We start from the raw sequence: 17,789 nt of genomic DNA on the forward strand, positions 1-17,789 counted from the left end.
AATTTCAATGAATAGAATGATTGATTTAGAATTTAGTTACAAGGAGTGGAGACTTATTAATCCGAAATTAATTAAAACCATGGCTATTATTTCAAATATATTTTTAGTCATTGGTATTATATTTTTAATTACTTTAAATGTTGTGATGGCAATTACAATGTTTGTTGTTTCTTTGACAATTAGCTTAGTAATTTTCAACACATTATTTAGAAATCGAAAGGGCATGCGTATTGCAATTAACGTTTCCTTTATAATCGTTCTTATTGCGGTTATTTTTGCCTATTTCACATTAACTCAATAAAATGCAATGCAGGGAGATTTTAAAATATGAATGAGCGTGTTAAGCAACGTATACCGTTAATATTATTAATATTAATTATCGCTATATTTGTGATTTTATTAATAATAAATGAAACATCTTTATTTGAGAAACAAAAGACCCATACTTTTAATGAAGCGGTAGATAAACAAGTAAGCTCAGATGCATTAAATATGAAAGAACAAGAAGGTAAATTTATTAAAGCTTCTACTGCAGATGTGAAAAAAGCAATGGAAGTTAATAGTGATCAAGACGATTTAAATCATATGGATATTTCTGAAAAAGTATCTATGTCCGAAGACGAGATAAATAAAATTTTAAAAAATAAAGGTATATTAAAAGGGAAAGGTAAAACTTTCCTAAAGGCACAAGATAAGTATGATGTTAATGTTTTATATTTAGTGAGTCATGCCCTAGTTGAAACAGGTAATGGTAAATCAGAATTAGCAAAAGGTATTAAAGATGGAGATGAAAGATATTATAACTTTTTTGGTATAGGTGCATTTGATGAAAATGCAGTACATACTGGTAGTAGCTTTGCAAAAAAACAATCGTGGACATCCCCTGAAAAAGCAATTATGGGTGGTGCTCAATTTGTAAGGAAAAATTACTTTGATAATAAACAAATATCACTTTATCAAATGAGATGGAATCCTAAGACACCTGGTGAGCATCAATATGCAAGTGATGTGGATTGGGATGACAATATCGCTTGGTTTATGAAACATTTTTATAAAAATTCAGGCATTAAAAAAGATGACATCAACAAAGATTATTATTTGTAGTGACATCAACAAAGATTACAACCACAATTTTTAGAAACTTACATTACATTTTGTTATGTTATTATACAAATGTGAATATAATATTAAAAGATTAGGGAAAGTTGGAGTGAATAAAGATGAAAATAGCCATCGTCGGTGCAGGTATAGGTGGTTTAACTGCAGCAGCTTTATTAATAGAGCAAGGTCATGATGTAAGTGTATTTGAAAAAGAAGATACAGTATCTGAATTAGGTGCTGGTATTGGCATTGGTGGTAATGTCATTGAAAAACTAAATGGTCATGATTTAGCAAAAGGACTGAAAAACATTGGACAAGTTATTGATGTGATGGAAGTTCGGGATGAAAAAGACAAACAATTATCAAAACTTAAGTTGAAAAAAAACACTGTTAATTTAACAATGTCACGCCAAAGTTTATTAGATGTGATTAAATCTTATGTGCCTGATAGCGTAATTTTCACAAATCATAATGTAACAGGAATTGAAAATGGGGACTTGAAAGTGACCTTACAATTTTCTGAACAAACTTCACAATCATTTGATTTATGTATCGGCGCTGATGGTATCCATTCAAATATAAGGCAAGCATTAGTACCAAATAGTAAACCAATTTATCAAGGATACACAGTATTCAGAGGCTTAGTTGAAGATATTGATTTAAAAGATAACCACATTGCTAAGGAATTTTGGTCTACAAAAGGTAGAGTGGGTATTGTGCCATTATTAAATAATCAGGCTTATTGGTTTATTTCAATTTCTGCCAAAGCACATGATACTAAAATACATGCTTTTGCGAAACCACATCTACAGGCAAGATTTAATCATTTTCCTAATGAGGTTAGACAAGTTTTAGATAAACAAAGTGAAACAGACGTATTATTACATGATATGTATGATTTAAACCCATTGAAATCATTTGTTTATCAACGTGTTGTGCTTTTAGGTGATGCTGCTCATGCAATGACACCTAACATGGGGCAAGGTGCTGGTCAAGCAATGGAAGACGCTATTGTTCTCGCGAATTGTGTGCAATCATATGATTTTGATTTAGCTTTGGAACGCTATGATAAATTACGTGTGAAGCATACAAAAAAAATAGTGAAGCGCTCTAGAAAAATAGGGAAAACTGCGCAAAGAACAAATAAATTTGTCGTTAAAGTGAGAAATAAAATTGCTAAAATCCTTCCTGATCGATTACTATCCAATCAGACAAAATTTATTTATAAATCGAAAGAAAAGTAAAACATATATTTAGAACAAAACGCTCAATATCATAAAGGCCGTAAATGTATTTTAGAAAAATACATTTACGGCTTTTTATCTAAATTGACTATTATTTTGTTAACTTTACTAAGGTGATAATCTAGTTTGTCATTTTCAATGCTTAAATTATGTCATATAGAACTATCTGATTAAATTTAATTTGCTCTTAATTTTTATTGCATAAACAACCTTGCAAATAGAAAAACACTTCCGTGCTATTCATTTAAATAAATAGCACGGAAGCGTTTTTATTTTAATCCTATTAATTGCGGGAGTTTATAACTGTTTTCAATAGAAACTGGTATTTAAACATAAGTCAAAAATGAAGATATCTCAGTGTCTATGTTTTGTTAAATAATCAGTGATTAATTAACGACAAATTTAGGTTCTTCACCATTAAGTTTACTTATTGTGTCATTAGCTACAATTTTTGACATCATATCACGAGATTCAAACGTAGCATTACCAATGTGAGGTGTAATAACAACATTATCTAATGATTTCAGTTCATCATTAATTTCAGGTTCAAATTCAAACACATCTAATGCCGCGCCTTCGATATCTTTATTTTTCAATGCTTCTACTAAAGAGGCTTCATTTACGATAGGGCCTCTAGCTGCATTAATGAGATAACTTGTTGGTTTCATTAATTTGAATTGTTCAGTGTCAAATAAATGGTGTAAATCAGGATTATATGCAGCATTAATTGTAATAAAATCTGAGTGCTGTAAGAGTGTATCAAAATCAACATATTTAGCGCCTATTTCACGTTCTTTATCAACTTTTTGATGAGGTCCTGTGTAAAGTACGTTCATATCAAATGCTTTCGCACGTTTTGCCACTGCGCTTCCAATTTCTCCTAAACCAATGATTCCTATTGTTTTACCAGAAACTTCTCTGCCACGGAAGAATAATGGTGCCCATCCGTCAAATCCGGTTGTACGACATAATTTATCGCCTTCAGGAATACGTCTCGCTACAGCTAATACAAGTGCGAAAGTTAATTCTGCTGTAGAGTTTGTTGAAGCTTTTGGTGTATTTGTTACATCAATTTGCTTTTGGCGTGCGTGTTCAACATCTACGTTATTGAAACCAGCGCCATAGTTTGTGATGATTTTTAAGTTTGAGCCTGCATCAATCACATCTTTATCAACATTAGTAGATAGAAGGCTGATTAAAGCGTCGGCATCTTTAACGCCTTGGATCAATGTTTCTTTATCAATAATTCCTTTACCTTCATACATATCGACTTCATAATCTTGTTCTTTTAGCAAGTTATACCCAACTTCTGGTATTGGGCCTGCAATGAAAACTTTTACCATGTATAATCACTTCCTTTACCTAAAGTATAGTAAATTTTATATAAGTAAACAAACTTTTACATTGCTCTCAATTATAACAAAGTACATATTACATATAATTATAGTTCTAAAATAAAGTGATTATTTTATTATCGTAGATATTGCGTTAATTTAAAAAGTTATTTTAGCCAACAATTTTCAAACCAACAATTGCTAAAACAATGATAACAATAAAGAAAATACGTTTGATATTTTTAGATTCATTATAGATGAGCATGCCAGCTAGCGTGCCACCACCTGTACCGATACCGCTCCATACAGCATAAGCAGTCCCCATAGGTATACCCATTGTCATCGCTAGTTTAAGTGTGCTGAAACTACAAATAAAGGCAACTGCTAAAAGCACAACGAATGCTTTCTTTTTAGTACGAGCAATTTCATTTAGAATAATGACACCAATAACTTCTAGTAAACCAGCCATAAATAGTATGATCCATGCCATTATTGTTCAGCCTCCTCTGTAGTTAATTTAAGACCGATAATTCCAATTACAAGTAAGATAACTAATGCTATTTTCGCAATGTTAAAATGGTCTCCGAAAAACATCATATCAACCAGTACCGTTCCAATTGCACCAATACCTACAAATACAGCATAAACAGTTCCAACAGGTAACGATTTACAAGCTGAAATGACTAAATAGAAACTCAATATTAAAATAATAATCGTACCAGCCCAACTCAAGAATGAGTCAGCAGTGTTTAATCCAGTAACCCATAATATTTCTATAATTCCTGCTACGATAACTTTAAGCCACTGCATTTGGTTCAACCTCCTTTTTGCATGAAACGCTATTATTTTCTCAAACTTTTAATTAGCCTGCAATATGTAGACATCATTTCAATATAAAAAAGCCTAAGACATTAAAGAATGTCTTAGGCTTTTATAAGTTACTACTTATTTATTGAAAACGAATTGCTATTGGCATTTTTAACATAAACAACCATATTTATCATACGTATAAAGTCGCCATTTAAGCACATGACTTTATATTACATATGCCTCCCAATAGTGATTATTTAATGGCAATATTAGTTAAGGTGGATATAATTATATGAACTAGCTTCGCCAGCTGAAATTGTACGTTCACTTACTGAGTATGGTCCACCATTATAGTTCATTTCAGAAACATTTACAGAACCATCACTGTTTACATTTTCAACGTATGCTACGTGACCCATGCTACCTTCACTAGATTGTAAGATAGAACCTGCCTCTGGAGAATTGTTAACTGTATATCCTGCTGAAGATGCTGCAGAAGCCCAATTATTTGCATTTCCCCATGTAGAACCGATTTCGCCACCTGTTTTATCAAATACATACCAAGTACATTGTCCAGCAGTGTATAAGTTTGCACTTGAACCTGATGTAGCTTGTGTTGTGTTTTGATTAGCTTGTGTAGTTTGTTCAGCTGCATTTGCTTCATTTCCGTGATCTAAACCTACAATTGCTGCGCCGATACCTGCTGTCAATGTTGTTGCTGTTACTATTTTTTTCATAATAAAAAAGTCCTCCCAAATTTAATTCATCTATTATTTTAATAAAATTTATTTTTATAATTACTGCGTTAGTTTCAACGACAATTTATACAATAACAGAAGATCATCACTTTGTGTGGATTGTTACGTATTTGTAAAACAATTAAAAAGACCTCACATATTGTTGTAATAAACAACACGTGAGGTTACAAAAGCGAATATTGTTGTAATATGGTAAAAAATGCGCAAGTATAAGGTTTAAATACATAATATACACATCTGCTGGATTTGTATATTACAATGAGTGTAAAGAATCACAAAATTTTGATTAAAATTATTTGAAAAATCTAATAGATAGCGGTGGTAAATAATCTTCACCATTATACGCTTTTACTGCTGCTACAATTGTAAAAATAAAGTTTAAAATTGCGATGATAGGAAATAGAATAAATCCTATGAGAATGAACATCAAAATAGTTGAAACGGTTAACCAAATAACATATGAAATTAGGAAATTAAAATAATTTTTACCTGCTCTATCAACGAATGCTGAGTCTTCACGTTTAATAAGCCAAATGATTAGTGGTGCTAAAAATGTAGTGAAAAAACTAAGTACATAAATTAATGTTGCCATCAATCTTGAATCACTATTAGGTTCTTGATTTAATACTTCACGATTTGAGTAAGCTTCAGTCATTATTATTCCTCCTTTTAACTTACTATTACTATAACAAAACCAAAAATGAGTTGTACATTATTTGAAAAATTTTATAAAAAAGACTGTTTACAATGTTGCGATATTGTTAAAATATAGAAATGCACATAAACAAGTATTTAATTGAAAAAATTAAATAGGTTGTATGCCAGTGTTTATCATTTTTCTTAATAGGTTATACATGAGAGTAATGTTTAACACGAAAAATTTGATGTTTAAAGAAAGAAGGGTGTTTATGAAGATAGCTATCGTAGGATCAGGTAATGGTGCTGTTACTGCAGCACTAGATATGGTTAGCAAAGGACATGAAGTCAAGTTATATTGTAGAAATCAATCTTTAGATAAATTTGATAAAGCCATTGAACAAGGTGGTTTTACATTTAATAATGAAGGTGAAGAAACCTTCGTAAAATTTACTGACATAAGTGACGATATGGAATACGTACTTGAAGGTGCTGATGTTGTACAAGTTGTTATACCATCATCATTCATTGAACATTATGCACATACTATGGCACCATTTATCAAAGCACATCAATTAATATTCTTTAATATTGCTGCTGCAATGGGATCAATACGTTTTATGAATGTACTAGAAGATATGCACATTGATGTAATGCCTAAGTTTGCTGAAGTAAATACATTAACTTATGGTACACGTGTCGATTTTGAGGCAGCGCGTGTCGATTTATCTTTAAATGTTAGAAAAGTACATTTTTCAACATATGATAAAGAAGAGTTAAGTGATAGCTTCGATACAATAGAAAAATTGTATCCTTATATTGTAAAAGAAGAAAGCTTGTGGAAAACAAATTTAGAAAATGGTAACCCTGAAGTTCACCCTGGGCCAACGTTATTAAATGTAGGAAGAATTGATTATGCTGACACGTTCGCTCTGTACGAAGAAGGGATTACGAAACATACTGTGCGCTTATTACATGCAGTAGAGTTAGAAAGACTAACATTAGGACGTAAATTAGGATTTGAGTTATCATCTGCAAAAGAAGCTCGAATTGAACGTGGTTATTTAGAAAGACAAGATGAGGATGAACCACTTAACCGTTTGTTTAATACGAGTCCCGTATTTTCTCAAATTAAGGGACCTAATCATGTGAAGAATCGTTATTTAACAGAAGATATTGCACATGGTTTAGTACTTTGGTCAAGTTTAGGACGGGAAATTGATGTACCAACGCCTAACATTGATGCGATTATTATTATTGCATCTACAATATTAGAACGTGACTTCTTTGAAGAGGGATTAACGATAGATGAGTTAGGAAAAGATAAGTTAGGATTGTACTAATTATAATATTCATTCATATAAATAAGGGGAAATGTGTATGAAAAGACAACCAACTTTTTTAGAATCAATTTCAACGATCATAGTGATGATTATTATTGTAATTACTGGTTTTGTTGTGTTTGATATTCCAATTCAAGCATTACTTATTCTTTCTTCAGCTTATGCTGCAATTATTGCGAGACGAGTAGGTTTAAAATGGAAAGATTTAGAAGAAGGCATTACCAATCGCTTAGCAACAGCAATGCCAGCGATATTTATTATATTATCTGTAGGTATTATCGTAGGTACTTGGATGTATTCTGGAACAGTACCTGCACTGATTTATTATGGTTTAGAGTTTTTAAACCCTAATTTGTTTTTAGTATCAGCATTTATTATTTGTGCAATTACCTCAGTTGCTACTGGAACGGCATGGGGGTCAGCATCTACGGCAGGCATAGCACTGATGGCGATAAGTGCACAACTAAATATTCCAGCTGGGATGGCTGCAGGTGCAATCATTGCAGGTGCAGTATTTGGTGATAAAATGTCACCACTATCAGATACGACCAATTTAGCAGCATTGGTAACTAAAGTAAATATCTTCTCACATATAAGAGCGATGATATGGACAACGGTGCCAGCATCTATAATTGGATTAATTGTATGGTATTTTGCTGGTTTACAATTTAAAGATAGCGCGAATACTTCGCAAGTTAATGCGATGCTTAAGGAGCTATCAACGATTTATAACATCAACTTTTTTGTATGGTTACCCTTAATCATTATCATTGTATGTTTATTGCTTAAAATTTCCACGGTGCCGTCGATGTTAATTTCCAGTGTAAGTGCGATTGTTATCGGCGCATTTAATAATGGGTTTAATATGACAGATGGCTTTAAAGCCACTTTTGATGGATTTAATAAAAGTATGGTACCCAATTTACACGGCTCATTATCCGATAAAGCTGTTAATTTAATAGAACAGGGCGGTATGATGAGTATGACTGAAATTGTAGTTACTATTTTTTGTGGTTATGCCTTTGCTGGTATAGTGGAAAAGGCAGGATGTTTAGATGTGATATTGAAGAAAATATCTAGTAATATCAATTCAGTGGGTACTTTAATTCTTGCCACAGTTTTAGGTGGATTAATGATGGTGTTAGCTGCAGGTGTTGCTTCTGTGGTAATAATTATGGTTGGTGTATTAATGATGGATATGTACAATAAAATGGGCTTGGATCGGTCAAATTTATCCAGAACATTAGAAGATTCAGGTACAATGATTATACCATTGATACCATGGGGCACTTCTGGCATTTATTATACTCAACAATTAGGTGTTTCTGTTGATCAGTTCTTTATTTGGGCTGTACCTTGTTATTTATGTGTCCTATTTGCGATATTTTATGGCTTTAGTGGTATTGGCATAAAAAAAGCTAAAGCTAGCGAAGGATAAAAATTATATATTAGCAACATGCTAAAATATAATAAAGCGTAGTAATATATTCAAACTTTAAACTTGTTTATATTACTACGCTTTAGATAGATTTAAGTGAAATTAATAATAATATGTTTATGGGATAGATAATTCGGCTAAACAAAACTATGGATGAGGTGGTTCCGTATTAAATATAGTGTTTATTGTAGCGATAATACTTTATTTTAAGGAATACATCAATATTTCAATATAGGTAAAGATTTTAAATATCCTTCTATTATCTATTTTATAGTCGGTTTTATATTGTATATTGTAGCGATGGTACAGTATAAAACCGATTTATCTGGAAAATACAATAATGATATATGTATCGTTACATGTCAATAAGTAAAGTATTAATTGAAAATTTTTATGACTATACTTCAGTTTAATCTATAATGATAGTAATGTTATATTTACAAAAATATAGGTTTGAATGAAATTGCTAAATTGAGATACTATTCGATGAATAAATGTTTTATTGCTTTTAAAGTGTCTGGGACGAATCAATGATGTCCTAGACTTTTTTTATTTTGTTGCTTATATTGTAGAATGCTTCAATGTCAAAATAGTTTCATTTTATAAAACACCTGAGTCGTCAGCAATTTTAAAACCGTTTTAAATGAAGACATTGTTCAAATATATATCACGAATGCCATTATGTTATCGAAACAATATCTAAAAGTGAAATAAGAAAGCGCCAATTTCTATATTATTACAATAGAAATTGACGCTTATTTTTAGCCAGTGATTTTGTATCCTACCCGCTTATATATTTACGATTATTAGTGAATGTAGTTATAGCTTGAAGCTTGGCTAGCTGAAATTGTACGTGAAGTAACAACACCAGGACCTTGGCCATAGTTCATTTCAGATACACGGATTGAACCGTCACTGTTTACACTTTCAACATATGCTACATGTCCCATAGCACCAGTTGAAGATTGTAAGATTGAACCTTGTGAAGGTGAGTTATTTACTGTGTAACCTGAAGCAGCTGCAGCGCTTGCCCAGTTGTTAGCGTTACCCCAAGTTGAACCAATTTTACCGCCAACTTTATCAAATACATAATAAGTACATTGTCCAGAAGTATAAAGGTTGCTAGAAGAACCTGAAGTACTTGAAATAGAACTTGATGAACTTGATGGTGCGCTAGTTGTAGTTACTTTGATGTTGCGGTCTGAAGTTGAGTTTGAAGCAGCTCCACCGCCACCTGTTGTATTGTTAGCTGTATATGATTGAGTTGAATTACCATATGTAGAACCGTAATTACTGTTTTGACCATTATTTGTAGCACCATTATTATTTGAATGAGCTTGGTCAGCTTGACTTGGATTCCAATTACCTTGCCAAGTATAGTGGTAATTACCTTGTTGATCTATAGTATATGAATAACTATAAGAAGTTGGATCATTAGGGTTATAACCATTATTGTTTTCAGCAGCATCTGCTTCGTTTTGTGCAAATGCAAAAGTAGCGATTCCTGCAGTAGCGATTGTAGCTGTAGCGATTTTTTTCATTGTAAAATATCCTCCTAATAATTATAAAGCATTTAATTTATTATCTCAGTCTCTAAATGACAATAGTTTAATATAGTTTTTTTCGTTGTTTTAACGACAAGCAATACTTTATCAGATAATGGTCGATTTGTGTGCAATGTTATCATTTTGTAATTTAACTCTAATAATTAATCATTAGATGTAACAAAAAACATTAACTTTTTATAGGCCTAAATGCCCATTATAATCGTATTTTACGGTCATTTAAGTGTAATATTGCACTCTAATTTATTACAAATAAGTAAAATAACAGAAAATTACAAATGCTAATAAATGCTAAAATTTAGTTATTTAAATAATATATTATTTTCTAAAGAGAAAGATTATTTATTTTTGAAAGAATTGAGAATAATTGATACAAATGTTTGCATGATATTAATGAGCAATGATATTGACAGTTTATTTGAAAGGTTTTAAGATAATGAGTATAAAAAATATACTTGATAAGCGAGGTGAATGAATGAAAATTGAGATTGGCTTAACATCTTTTGCTGATAATAGTGAAATTTTCACCGATAAAGGTAAAGAACCTGCAATTAGTAATGCTCAGAGGATAAGGAATATAATAGAAGAAATTGAAATTGCAGATCGTTATGGTCTTGATGTTTATGGATTAGGAGAACACCATCGACCTGATTATGCTGTTTCTGATCCAGTTACAGTATTAGCTGCAGCTTCTAGAAATACAAAGCAAATTAAATTGAGTAGTGCTGTTACTGTATTATCCTCAGATGATCCTGTAAGAGTTTATGAAAGGTTCTCAACATTAAATGCAATTTCAAATGGTCGTGCTGAAATAATGGTAGGAAGAGGTTCATTTATAGAATCATTTCCATTATTTGGATATAACTTAAATGACTATGAACAGCTATTTAATGAAAAGATTGAATTATTGATGCAAATTAATCAAAATGAAATTGTAAATTGGACTGGTCAACTGAGAGCGAACATACAAAATTTAGGTGTGTATCCTAGAGTTGAGCAAGGTGTTTTACCTATTGCTATAGCCACAGGTGGAACGCCAGAATCTTCATTGAAAGCAGGAGCATTAGGATTACCTATCACTTATGCTATAATTGGCGGTGACCCTAAAAGATTCCGTAGAAATATTGATATGTATAAATCGATAGCTGAATCTTATGGTCACGATGTGAGTAAATTACCGATTGCTACACATTCTTGGGGTTACATTGCTGAAACGGACGAACAAGCTTTTCGTGAATTTTTCCCTTCAGTAAAAGCAAGCCATGATGTATTAGCTAAGGAACGTGGGTGGCCACTATATGATGAAAATAGCTTCATACGTGAAGCAGGACCGCATGGGGCATTATATGTTGGTAGTCCAGAAACTGTAGCTAATAAAATTATTGAAACTGTTGAAACATTAGGTTTATCTCGCTTTATGTTGCATACCCCTGTGGGCTCAATGCCTCATGAAAATACAATTAACACCATTAAATTATTAGGTGAGCGGGTAAAACCTATTGTAGATAAATATTTTGAAAACAAATAGAAGGAGAGTAAAAATGATATTACGTTATTTAACAAATTTAAAATTAGCAAAAGAATTATATGGTGCGGCAAAACCTAAATTAAAAGGTGACAAATCTATGAAAGATACCTTTACTGAAGTGTTTAATTTGCCAGCAAATGCAGTACCTTTAGCTGGTGCTTTAGAAGGATTAAGTGCAGTATTTTTCGTATTAAGCTTTGCAAGTAAAAGACTATCACGCATTGCTTCACTATTAACTATTACAGTGCTAGGTGTAGCAGCGTATAAACACTTTGAAGCTGGTCATGGTAAAGCAGGTGCAAAACATGCACTTGATTTAACAGGATTAGCAGCACTTAGCTTATTAGATACTTTAGATTGTAAAAAGAAATAATTAATCATTAAAATATCAGCTGGATATGGATATAATAAAGCGTTTCGTTTTAAATGAAAAAGTAAAAATGATAGTTAACACAACTTGGGACTTTAATAAATGTCTCAAGTTGTTTTTTATTTATCGGCAGACGCCTAGTGAGAAAACGCTTGTACATAGTGATAGTAGAAATAGTAAAAAGCGAATCGTTCAATTTGAAAATGATTATTTGATAGTTATGCGTTTAAAATGAGTATATGCTACATATAGATGCATTACGTTAGACTTGTTGATTTAAATTTAGTTGGTTGTCTTATGTAACCATATTTGTAATTGATATTTCAAAGTATATTTAGTTTGCTTTTGTGGAGTTCAATTTATTAAATTAACGTCAAATACTAATAATTTTAAAAATTTATAAGAGGTATTAATGAATTTTTAGTAACAAAAAGGATATATGTAGCACTAAATTTTAATAATAAAAAGTGGTATTAAAAAAATAGTAGCAATTCCTAATATTTTTCATAGTAAGCCATATTGAATTCAATAGCCTAAATAGGATAAAATTATATTACATAAAGACAGGCACACTTTGAAATATATTAACATCATGAAAAAACATAAGGAGTGGTTTTATGGAAAAATTAAAAGAACTAAATGAACTAATAACTTTGTATCAAAAAGGAAAGCAGTTTTTCAAAGAAACTAAAAAATATCACAAATTAAATTATGAAGAAATATTTATTTTGAATTATATACATGAATGTCAATCTTATGAAGTTACTGCGAAAGAAATTGCACAATATTCAGAGTTAAAACCGTACTATTTAACGAAGGCACTACAAAAATTAATTAAAATGGGCTATTTGAGTAAAAAGAGAAGTGATATTGATGAACGTACAGTTGTTGTATATATAAATGAAGCGCAACATCAAAAAATTGAACATATGATAAAAACATTACAAGATTATCTCAAGTAACTTGTTTTGGAAAATGAGTCGTGTTACATATATAAAAAAACGAATATTCTGAAAAGTGTAATTTTATTTTATTAATTATATATTGAACTAAAATATTATTTGAGTAAAACTTTAAATGTGATATACTAATATTTGTTAAATGAAAGCGCATACAAATATTAGAAGGGTGTTATTATGAATTTACTTTTAGGGGTTATATTTTTAGGTATTGTTTTATGTTTGTTTACACTTTTTACTAGTAAGGCTCCAAATGGTGGAAAAGCAATGGGAGCCCTGGCAAATGCTGCAATAGCTTCTTTTTTAGTGGAAGCATTTCATAAATATGTTGGTGGCGATTTACTAGGGATTCCATTTTTAGGCCAGTTAGGTGAAGCGGCAGGCGGCTTAGGTGGTGTTGCTGCTGCTGGTTTGGTTGCTTTAGCAATGGGTGTATCTCCTGTATACGCATTTGTTATTGCAGTTGCATGCGGTAACATGGATTTACTACCAGGTTTTGTTGCAGGTTACATAGCAAGTTTTGGTATGAAATGGATAGAGCAAAAATTTCCGGATGGTTTGGATTTAATAGGTTCAATTATTATCATTGCACCTATTACACGAATTATTGCAATCGGTGTAGCACCTGTTGTAGATGCAACATTATTGCAAATAGGTAATATCATTAAAGAATCGACAACGTCAAGCCCAGTACTAATGGGGATAGTACTAGGCGGCATTATAACAGTAGTAGCTACTGCACCTTTAAGTTCGATGGCATTAACTGCATTATTAGGACTAACAGGTACACCTATGGCAATTGGAGCATTGGCAGTTTTTGGGTCATCATTTATGAATTTTGTTTTGTTTAAGCGAATGAAGTTTGGTGATCGAAAAACAACGATTTCTGTCGCTATTGAGCCATTATCACAAGCGGATATTGTTACTGCAAATCCTATTCCTGTCTATGCGACTAATTTTATAGGCGGTGCAGTATCAGGCGTAATTATCGCAATGTTTGGACTCGTTAATGAAGCTACAGGTACGGCTACGCCAATTGCAGGTTTAATGGTGATGTTTGGCTTTAATAATGCATTAACTGTGATAGTTGTTGCGTTATTATGCGCGATAGGTAGTGCTATTTGTGGTTACTTAGGATCGATTGTATTCAAAAATTATCCTATTATTACTAAAGATGAATTACAAAACGGTACAATGCCTAAAAAAGTTAAAAATTATTATAAAAGAAAAAGACAGTATGCCGAACGTTTGGCAATGTAGTTGTCTAATGATTTAGGTATGCTAAAATCCAAAAATTTAAATAAGACTGAAATATCAATCTCAGTATCAAGCCCGCTAATACATTATTTTTAAAATGTATTAACGGGCTTTTTTCATGTTCATGTTTTTTATCCTTATAGAGTAGCAACATCTCGACGTTGTTTGGTAGAACAGAACATCGAGCGTCTCTCCTGAAATATTCACTTTACATATGATTAACTTATATATTTACTTATAACAAATAAGACACTTCGTATTACATACGTTAACTTTAAAAGTATAGCTAAGTTAACGTAGTATTGAAAATTGATAAAATGACAAATCTAAATGAGTATACAATTTCGTAATTTATGCTGAAGTTTTTGCATACATATATTGAGTTGAACGGTTTTCTATTTTTGAAAATATCAATTCTAATACAATGGCAAGTAACCAATAAAATATTGCAGCTACACTATATACTGTTATAAATCGGTAGCCTTCATTGGCGATAACATGACTGACTGCCATAATTTCAGTAACTTGTACCGCAAATGCTAAAGAAGTCCCTTTGATAAGCATGATAAATTGATTTTCAATATTGGGAAGTGCATAACTGAATGCTTGTGGTAGTATAATTTCTTTGTACGTTCTTATTGTTGAAAGCCCTACAGTTTGAGCGGCTTCAATTTGGTCAGTGTCGACTGAAAGTAATCCACCTTTAATAGATTCTGACAAATATGCAACAGCATGTAACGAAAAAACAATAAAGGCAATAATTAACGGTGAGAAAATATCAGGATTAATTGTCAATGTGAATTTTTCATTACCCCACATCACTAATTTTGGTAAGCCGTAATACATAATAAATAATTGAACAATAAGCGGTGTGCTCCTAAAAAAAGAATTATATATCACTACAAGTTGAGAGATTAATGGAATATTTTTGGTTTGAATAAAGGCAAATAAAGTGCCGATGATTAAACCTACGATCATTGCTACAATTGAGATGATGATTGTATTAGGTACACCTTTAAGTACTTCTGAAAAAGTATAAAGTATAAATGACAAAATAATGCCTCCTTAGATGCGATATGGTTTTTGGGCGTGTTTATTGATGAGTGCAAATATAGTTTGTATGATAAGGGCGATAATCCAGTAAATAATGGATATAACGATATAAACTTCTAACATACCTAGCCCATAATTATTTCCAATAATTAATTTAACTTGGCCCATCATATCAATAATCCCAATTGTAAAAGCTAAAGATGTGTCTTTGATCAGTTCAATAACTTGTGTCGTCAAGTTTGGGATGCTATTACGCAACGCTTGAGGAATAATAATTTCCTTTAAAATCCGTGGATAAGATAAACCGACAGAAAGTCCTGCTTCAATTTGACTATAATCTACTGATTGGTATCCAGCCCGTATAATCTCTGATAGGTAAGCACCTGTATGTAATGTAAATGCTAAAATTACAAAAAACAGTCTACTGAAATGATTAATATCGATTTGGATGAATAATAATAATTGTGGCAATGCAAAATATGCCAAAAAAAGTTGTAAAATTAAAGGCGTACTTCGAATAAAAGACAGATAAATCCGGACAATAGGTGATAATATTTTCACTTTTTTGATACGAATTGTTGCTAGTAAGCATCCCAGTATTAAAGCGAAAAAGAGTGACAATATAAAGATTAATAATGTTATGGGTAATTGCTGTAAAACTTGTCTAAATAAATCGACCCAATCAACAGAATTTGTCATGATTGCACCTCCAATTTATCTTTTTGCTTGTTTATTTCATCCAAATCATCAAATACATTAACATCAAAGTACTTTTCAGAAAGCTTCTGTAATTTGCCTTCATCTATCAGTTCTTGAGTAGCTTCGTCAATATCGTCATGTAATTTTTGATGTTTTTTATTATAGACGATATGCAATGATTCTTTTTTTATGATGCCACCAATTTTGACATCAGCATTGATTTGTTTTTGAATTGCATTATAAGTGTTCCAGTTTAAAATCATGGCATCACGTCTGGCATTACTAACCATTTTTAAATTATCCCCGTTAGAAGGCTCTTGAATGGTATCAATATCAATTTTTGGAGAATGTGTATTATTATACTGAGATAATATAGAATATAACCCGCCACTCGGTGCCATCGGTGTTAATTTTTTTTCAGGTAGGTCATTAAGTGTATGTATATCAGAATTATTTTGGTGAACAACAATCAAAGGTAAGGCGTAACTATAAGGGACGTCTTGGTAGAGAAACTGTTTTTCGCGTTCAGGTGTTTTAAAAAACCAATTAATTCCCATATCAAACTTTCCGGCGCCAATACCTACAAGATTAGATTCTTCTTCACCAACTTCATATTTAAATTGGTATTGAGGTAACTTTTTTTCTAGTAGTTTTAGATAGTCTATATCTAAACCAGCAAATTCATTTTGTTTATTTGTATACAGATAAGGTGGATTAACTTCTGCAGATATTGCTACTTTGATTTCTTCTTTTTTATTCTGATTTGATGATTTTTGCGCTTGACTACATCCGCTGAATAATACCGTAATCAAAAGTGTAATCATTAAAAAGCGTAACTTATTATTTTTCATAAAAGTCACGCTCCATTTCTACGGTGTTTAAGAAACGGTTAATTCTTTTGGAATCTGAAGACGCTAAAACAGATTGTGGTGTACCTTGTTTTAATATTTTACCTTCATCTATAAATAAAATTTGATCAGCAATCGCTTTAGCAAATTGTATTTCATGAGTGACAATAACCATGGTCATCCCCTCTTGTGCAATAGACTTGATAAGCGACAATACTCCTTGAATTGATTCAGGATCTAATGCAGATGTAGGTTCATCTAATAACAATACATCTGGATTAAGCGCTAAAGCACGGATAATCCCTATACGCTGACTTTGACCTCCAGATAGTTGAGAAGGGTATTTATCCTTTTGATTTAATAAATTAAAACGTTCTAAATAAGAGATGGCTATTTCATTTGCCTGCTTAACGGGCATTTTTTTACCATGTATCAAACCAACTGTAATATTTTCAAGTATTGTTTTGTTTTTAAATAAATTATAGTTTTGGAATACCATCGCAGATTTCTTTCGTAACTGTGAGATGTCTTTTTTTGAATGTTTATCGGCGACAAATCTTTGGTTGTCAATTTGAATTGTGCCTGATTTTGGTATGGCTAACGCGTTCAATGTTCTTAGCAGTGTCGTTTTACCTGATCCACTTGGACCTATAATAGCTGTCACAGTACCCTTATTTTGTGAAAAGCTAACGCCATTTAGAACAGTATGGTCTTTATATTTATGTATTAAATGTTCAACTGTAATCATTTTAAACCCCCAGAATATCAATAAATACAAATTATCACATTAATCCTTATCGGTAAAGTAAGATTTTAGATAGTTTAAAGACTTTTATTCGTTATAAG

General features: G+C 31.6%; 19 protein-coding genes. 9 read left to right on the top strand and 10 right to left on the bottom strand.

Annotation, left to right across the window (positions count from 1 at the left end; genetic code table 11):
- The first annotated feature begins 16 nt into the window (after positions 1 to 16).
- The 3 genes from KA856_RS03570 (at position 17) to KA856_RS03580 (ending at position 2,345) form a co-directional block, all read left to right on the top strand.
- Entirely contained in the window at positions 17 to 301 is a 285-nt protein-coding gene (locus KA856_RS03570) for a hypothetical protein (protein WP_181187396.1), read from the top strand.
- A gap of 26 nt (positions 302 to 327) precedes the next feature.
- Positions 328 to 1,104, top strand: coding sequence for an N-acetylglucosaminidase (locus KA856_RS03575; RefSeq protein ID WP_107386434.1), 777 nt, complete (start codon positions 328 to 330; stop codon positions 1,102 to 1,104).
- Positions 1,105 to 1,220: 116 nt separating this feature from the next.
- Positions 1,221 to 2,345, top strand: coding sequence for an FAD-dependent monooxygenase (locus tag KA856_RS03580; protein ID WP_107384155.1), 1,125 nt, complete (start codon positions 1,221 to 1,223; stop codon positions 2,343 to 2,345).
- 386 nt (positions 2,346 to 2,731) lie between these two features.
- Here the strand turns inward: KA856_RS03580 and KA856_RS03585 are convergent, their stop codons facing one another.
- From KA856_RS03585 to KA856_RS03605, 5 genes are all read right to left on the bottom strand, one after another.
- Positions 2,732 to 3,688, bottom strand: coding sequence for a 2-hydroxyacid dehydrogenase family protein (locus tag KA856_RS03585; RefSeq protein WP_181187381.1), 957 nt, complete (start codon positions 3,686 to 3,688; stop codon positions 2,732 to 2,734).
- Between the two features lie 163 nt (positions 3,689 to 3,851).
- Entirely contained in the window at positions 3,852 to 4,169 is a 318-nt protein-coding gene (locus KA856_RS03590) for a DMT family transporter (protein WP_107384153.1), read from the bottom strand.
- The gene (locus KA856_RS03595) at positions 4,169 to 4,489 is read right to left on the bottom strand and encodes a DMT family transporter (RefSeq protein WP_107384152.1); all 321 of its coding nucleotides are present in this window, start codon (positions 4,487 to 4,489) and stop codon (positions 4,169 to 4,171) included. Before KA856_RS03595 ends, KA856_RS03590 begins: the two co-directional genes overlap by 1 nt.
- Positions 4,490 to 4,758: 269 nt before the next feature.
- Positions 4,759 to 5,226 (bottom strand): CHAP domain-containing protein, encoded by a 468-nt coding sequence (locus KA856_RS03600; RefSeq protein WP_107384151.1) that lies wholly within the window; start codon positions 5,224 to 5,226, stop codon positions 4,759 to 4,761.
- Between the two features lie 313 nt (positions 5,227 to 5,539).
- A complete protein-coding gene (locus tag KA856_RS03605) occupies positions 5,540 to 5,902 on the bottom strand; it encodes a DUF4870 domain-containing protein (RefSeq protein WP_107384150.1) in 363 nt (120 codons plus the stop codon).
- Between the two features lie 253 nt (positions 5,903 to 6,155).
- Here KA856_RS03605 and KA856_RS03610 point away from each other — a divergent pair, with 253 nt between their 5' ends.
- Together KA856_RS03610 and nhaC are read left to right on the top strand one after the other, a co-directional pair.
- Entirely contained in the window at positions 6,156 to 7,226 is a 1,071-nt protein-coding gene (locus tag KA856_RS03610) for an NAD/NADP-dependent octopine/nopaline dehydrogenase family protein (RefSeq protein WP_107384149.1), read from the top strand.
- Positions 7,227 to 7,263: 37 nt separating this feature from the next.
- On the top strand, positions 7,264 to 8,664 hold the full coding sequence (gene nhaC, locus KA856_RS03615) for a Na+/H+ antiporter NhaC (RefSeq protein ID WP_210138501.1): 1,401 nt from the start codon (positions 7,264 to 7,266) through the stop codon (positions 8,662 to 8,664).
- An 806-nt stretch (positions 8,665 to 9,470) separates the two neighbouring features.
- Here nhaC and KA856_RS03620 read toward each other — a convergent pair.
- Positions 9,471 to 10,205 (bottom strand): CHAP domain-containing protein, encoded by a 735-nt coding sequence (locus tag KA856_RS03620; protein ID WP_107384147.1) that lies wholly within the window; start codon positions 10,203 to 10,205, stop codon positions 9,471 to 9,473.
- Between the two features lie 499 nt (positions 10,206 to 10,704).
- On the opposite strand from KA856_RS03620, the gene KA856_RS03625 reads away from it, so the two are divergent.
- The 4 genes from KA856_RS03625 to KA856_RS03640 all read left to right on the top strand — a co-directional run bounded on the left by KA856_RS03625 (position 10,705) and on the right by KA856_RS03640 (position 14,346).
- Entirely contained in the window at positions 10,705 to 11,757 is a 1,053-nt protein-coding gene (locus KA856_RS03625; RefSeq protein WP_107384146.1) for an LLM class flavin-dependent oxidoreductase, read from the top strand.
- Between the two features lie 13 nt (positions 11,758 to 11,770).
- On the top strand, positions 11,771 to 12,130 hold the full coding sequence (locus KA856_RS03630) for a DoxX family protein (protein ID WP_107384145.1): 360 nt from the start codon (positions 11,771 to 11,773) through the stop codon (positions 12,128 to 12,130).
- 614 nt (positions 12,131 to 12,744) lie between these two features.
- Entirely contained in the window at positions 12,745 to 13,089 is a 345-nt protein-coding gene (locus tag KA856_RS03635; protein ID WP_107384144.1) for a transcriptional regulator, SarA/Rot family, read from the top strand.
- Between the two features lie 174 nt (positions 13,090 to 13,263).
- Positions 13,264 to 14,346, top strand: coding sequence for a PTS sugar transporter subunit IIC (locus tag KA856_RS03640; protein WP_107386200.1), 1,083 nt, complete (start codon positions 13,264 to 13,266; stop codon positions 14,344 to 14,346).
- Positions 14,347 to 14,694: 348 nt separating this feature from the next.
- Here KA856_RS03640 and KA856_RS03645 read toward each other — a convergent pair whose 3' ends face one another.
- From KA856_RS03645 to KA856_RS03660, 4 genes are read right to left on the bottom strand one after another with little or no spacing between them, the layout of a single operon-like run.
- The gene (locus tag KA856_RS03645) at positions 14,695 to 15,396 is read right to left on the bottom strand and encodes an amino acid ABC transporter permease (RefSeq protein WP_107384142.1); all 702 of its coding nucleotides are present in this window, start codon (positions 15,394 to 15,396) and stop codon (positions 14,695 to 14,697) included.
- Between the two features lie 12 nt (positions 15,397 to 15,408).
- Positions 15,409 to 16,095, bottom strand: coding sequence for an amino acid ABC transporter permease (locus KA856_RS03650; protein ID WP_107384141.1), 687 nt, complete (start codon positions 16,093 to 16,095; stop codon positions 15,409 to 15,411).
- Positions 16,092 to 16,946 (bottom strand): amino acid ABC transporter substrate-binding protein, encoded by an 855-nt coding sequence (locus tag KA856_RS03655; RefSeq protein WP_107384140.1) that lies wholly within the window; start codon positions 16,944 to 16,946, stop codon positions 16,092 to 16,094. The genes KA856_RS03650 and KA856_RS03655 overlap by 4 nt, the downstream gene beginning before the upstream one ends.
- Positions 16,936 to 17,691 (bottom strand): amino acid ABC transporter ATP-binding protein, encoded by a 756-nt coding sequence (locus KA856_RS03660; protein WP_107384139.1) that lies wholly within the window; start codon positions 17,689 to 17,691, stop codon positions 16,936 to 16,938. Before KA856_RS03660 ends, KA856_RS03655 begins: the two co-directional genes overlap by 11 nt.
- Between the last annotated feature and the right edge of the window lie 98 nt (positions 17,692 to 17,789).

Source organism: Staphylococcus sp. GDB9P120P (assembly GCF_017893435.1).
In the GTDB taxonomy this organism is placed as follows: domain Bacteria; phylum Bacillota; class Bacilli; order Staphylococcales; family Staphylococcaceae; genus Staphylococcus; species Staphylococcus cohnii.

What these genes read in the sequence shown, in the direction of transcription:
- KA856_RS03570 (WP_181187396.1), top strand. Translation starts at nt 17, where the DNA reads ATGATTGATTTAGAATTTAGTTACAAGGAGTGGAGACTTATTAATCCG.
- KA856_RS03575 (WP_107386434.1), top strand. Translation starts at nt 328, where the DNA reads ATGAATGAGCGTGTTAAGCAACGTATACCGTTAATATTATTAATATTA.
- KA856_RS03580 (WP_107384155.1), top strand. Translation starts at nt 1,221, where the DNA reads ATGAAAATAGCCATCGTCGGTGCAGGTATAGGTGGTTTAACTGCAGCA.
- KA856_RS03585 (WP_181187381.1), bottom strand. Translation starts at nt 3,688, where the DNA reads ATGGTAAAAGTTTTCATTGCAGGCCCAATACCAGAAGTTGGGTATAAC.
- KA856_RS03590 (WP_107384153.1), bottom strand. Translation starts at nt 4,169, where the DNA reads ATGGCATGGATCATACTATTTATGGCTGGTTTACTAGAAGTTATTGGT.
- KA856_RS03595 (WP_107384152.1), bottom strand. Translation starts at nt 4,489, where the DNA reads ATGCAGTGGCTTAAAGTTATCGTAGCAGGAATTATAGAAATATTATGG.
- KA856_RS03600 (WP_107384151.1), bottom strand. Translation starts at nt 5,226, where the DNA reads ATGAAAAAAATAGTAACAGCAACAACATTGACAGCAGGTATCGGCGCA.
- KA856_RS03605 (WP_107384150.1), bottom strand. Translation starts at nt 5,902, where the DNA reads ATGACTGAAGCTTACTCAAATCGTGAAGTATTAAATCAAGAACCTAAT.
- KA856_RS03610 (WP_107384149.1), top strand. Translation starts at nt 6,156, where the DNA reads ATGAAGATAGCTATCGTAGGATCAGGTAATGGTGCTGTTACTGCAGCA.
- nhaC (WP_210138501.1), top strand. Translation starts at nt 7,264, where the DNA reads ATGAAAAGACAACCAACTTTTTTAGAATCAATTTCAACGATCATAGTG.
- KA856_RS03620 (WP_107384147.1), bottom strand. Translation starts at nt 10,205, where the DNA reads ATGAAAAAAATCGCTACAGCTACAATCGCTACTGCAGGAATCGCTACT.
- KA856_RS03625 (WP_107384146.1), top strand. Translation starts at nt 10,705, where the DNA reads ATGAAAATTGAGATTGGCTTAACATCTTTTGCTGATAATAGTGAAATT.
- KA856_RS03630 (WP_107384145.1), top strand. Translation starts at nt 11,771, where the DNA reads ATGATATTACGTTATTTAACAAATTTAAAATTAGCAAAAGAATTATAT.
- KA856_RS03635 (WP_107384144.1), top strand. Translation starts at nt 12,745, where the DNA reads ATGGAAAAATTAAAAGAACTAAATGAACTAATAACTTTGTATCAAAAA.
- KA856_RS03640 (WP_107386200.1), top strand. Translation starts at nt 13,264, where the DNA reads ATGAATTTACTTTTAGGGGTTATATTTTTAGGTATTGTTTTATGTTTG.
- KA856_RS03650 (WP_107384141.1), bottom strand. Translation starts at nt 16,095, where the DNA reads ATGACAAATTCTGTTGATTGGGTCGATTTATTTAGACAAGTTTTACAG.
- KA856_RS03655 (WP_107384140.1), bottom strand. Translation starts at nt 16,946, where the DNA reads ATGAAAAATAATAAGTTACGCTTTTTAATGATTACACTTTTGATTACG.
- KA856_RS03660 (WP_107384139.1), bottom strand. Translation starts at nt 17,691, where the DNA reads ATGATTACAGTTGAACATTTAATACATAAATATAAAGACCATACTGTT.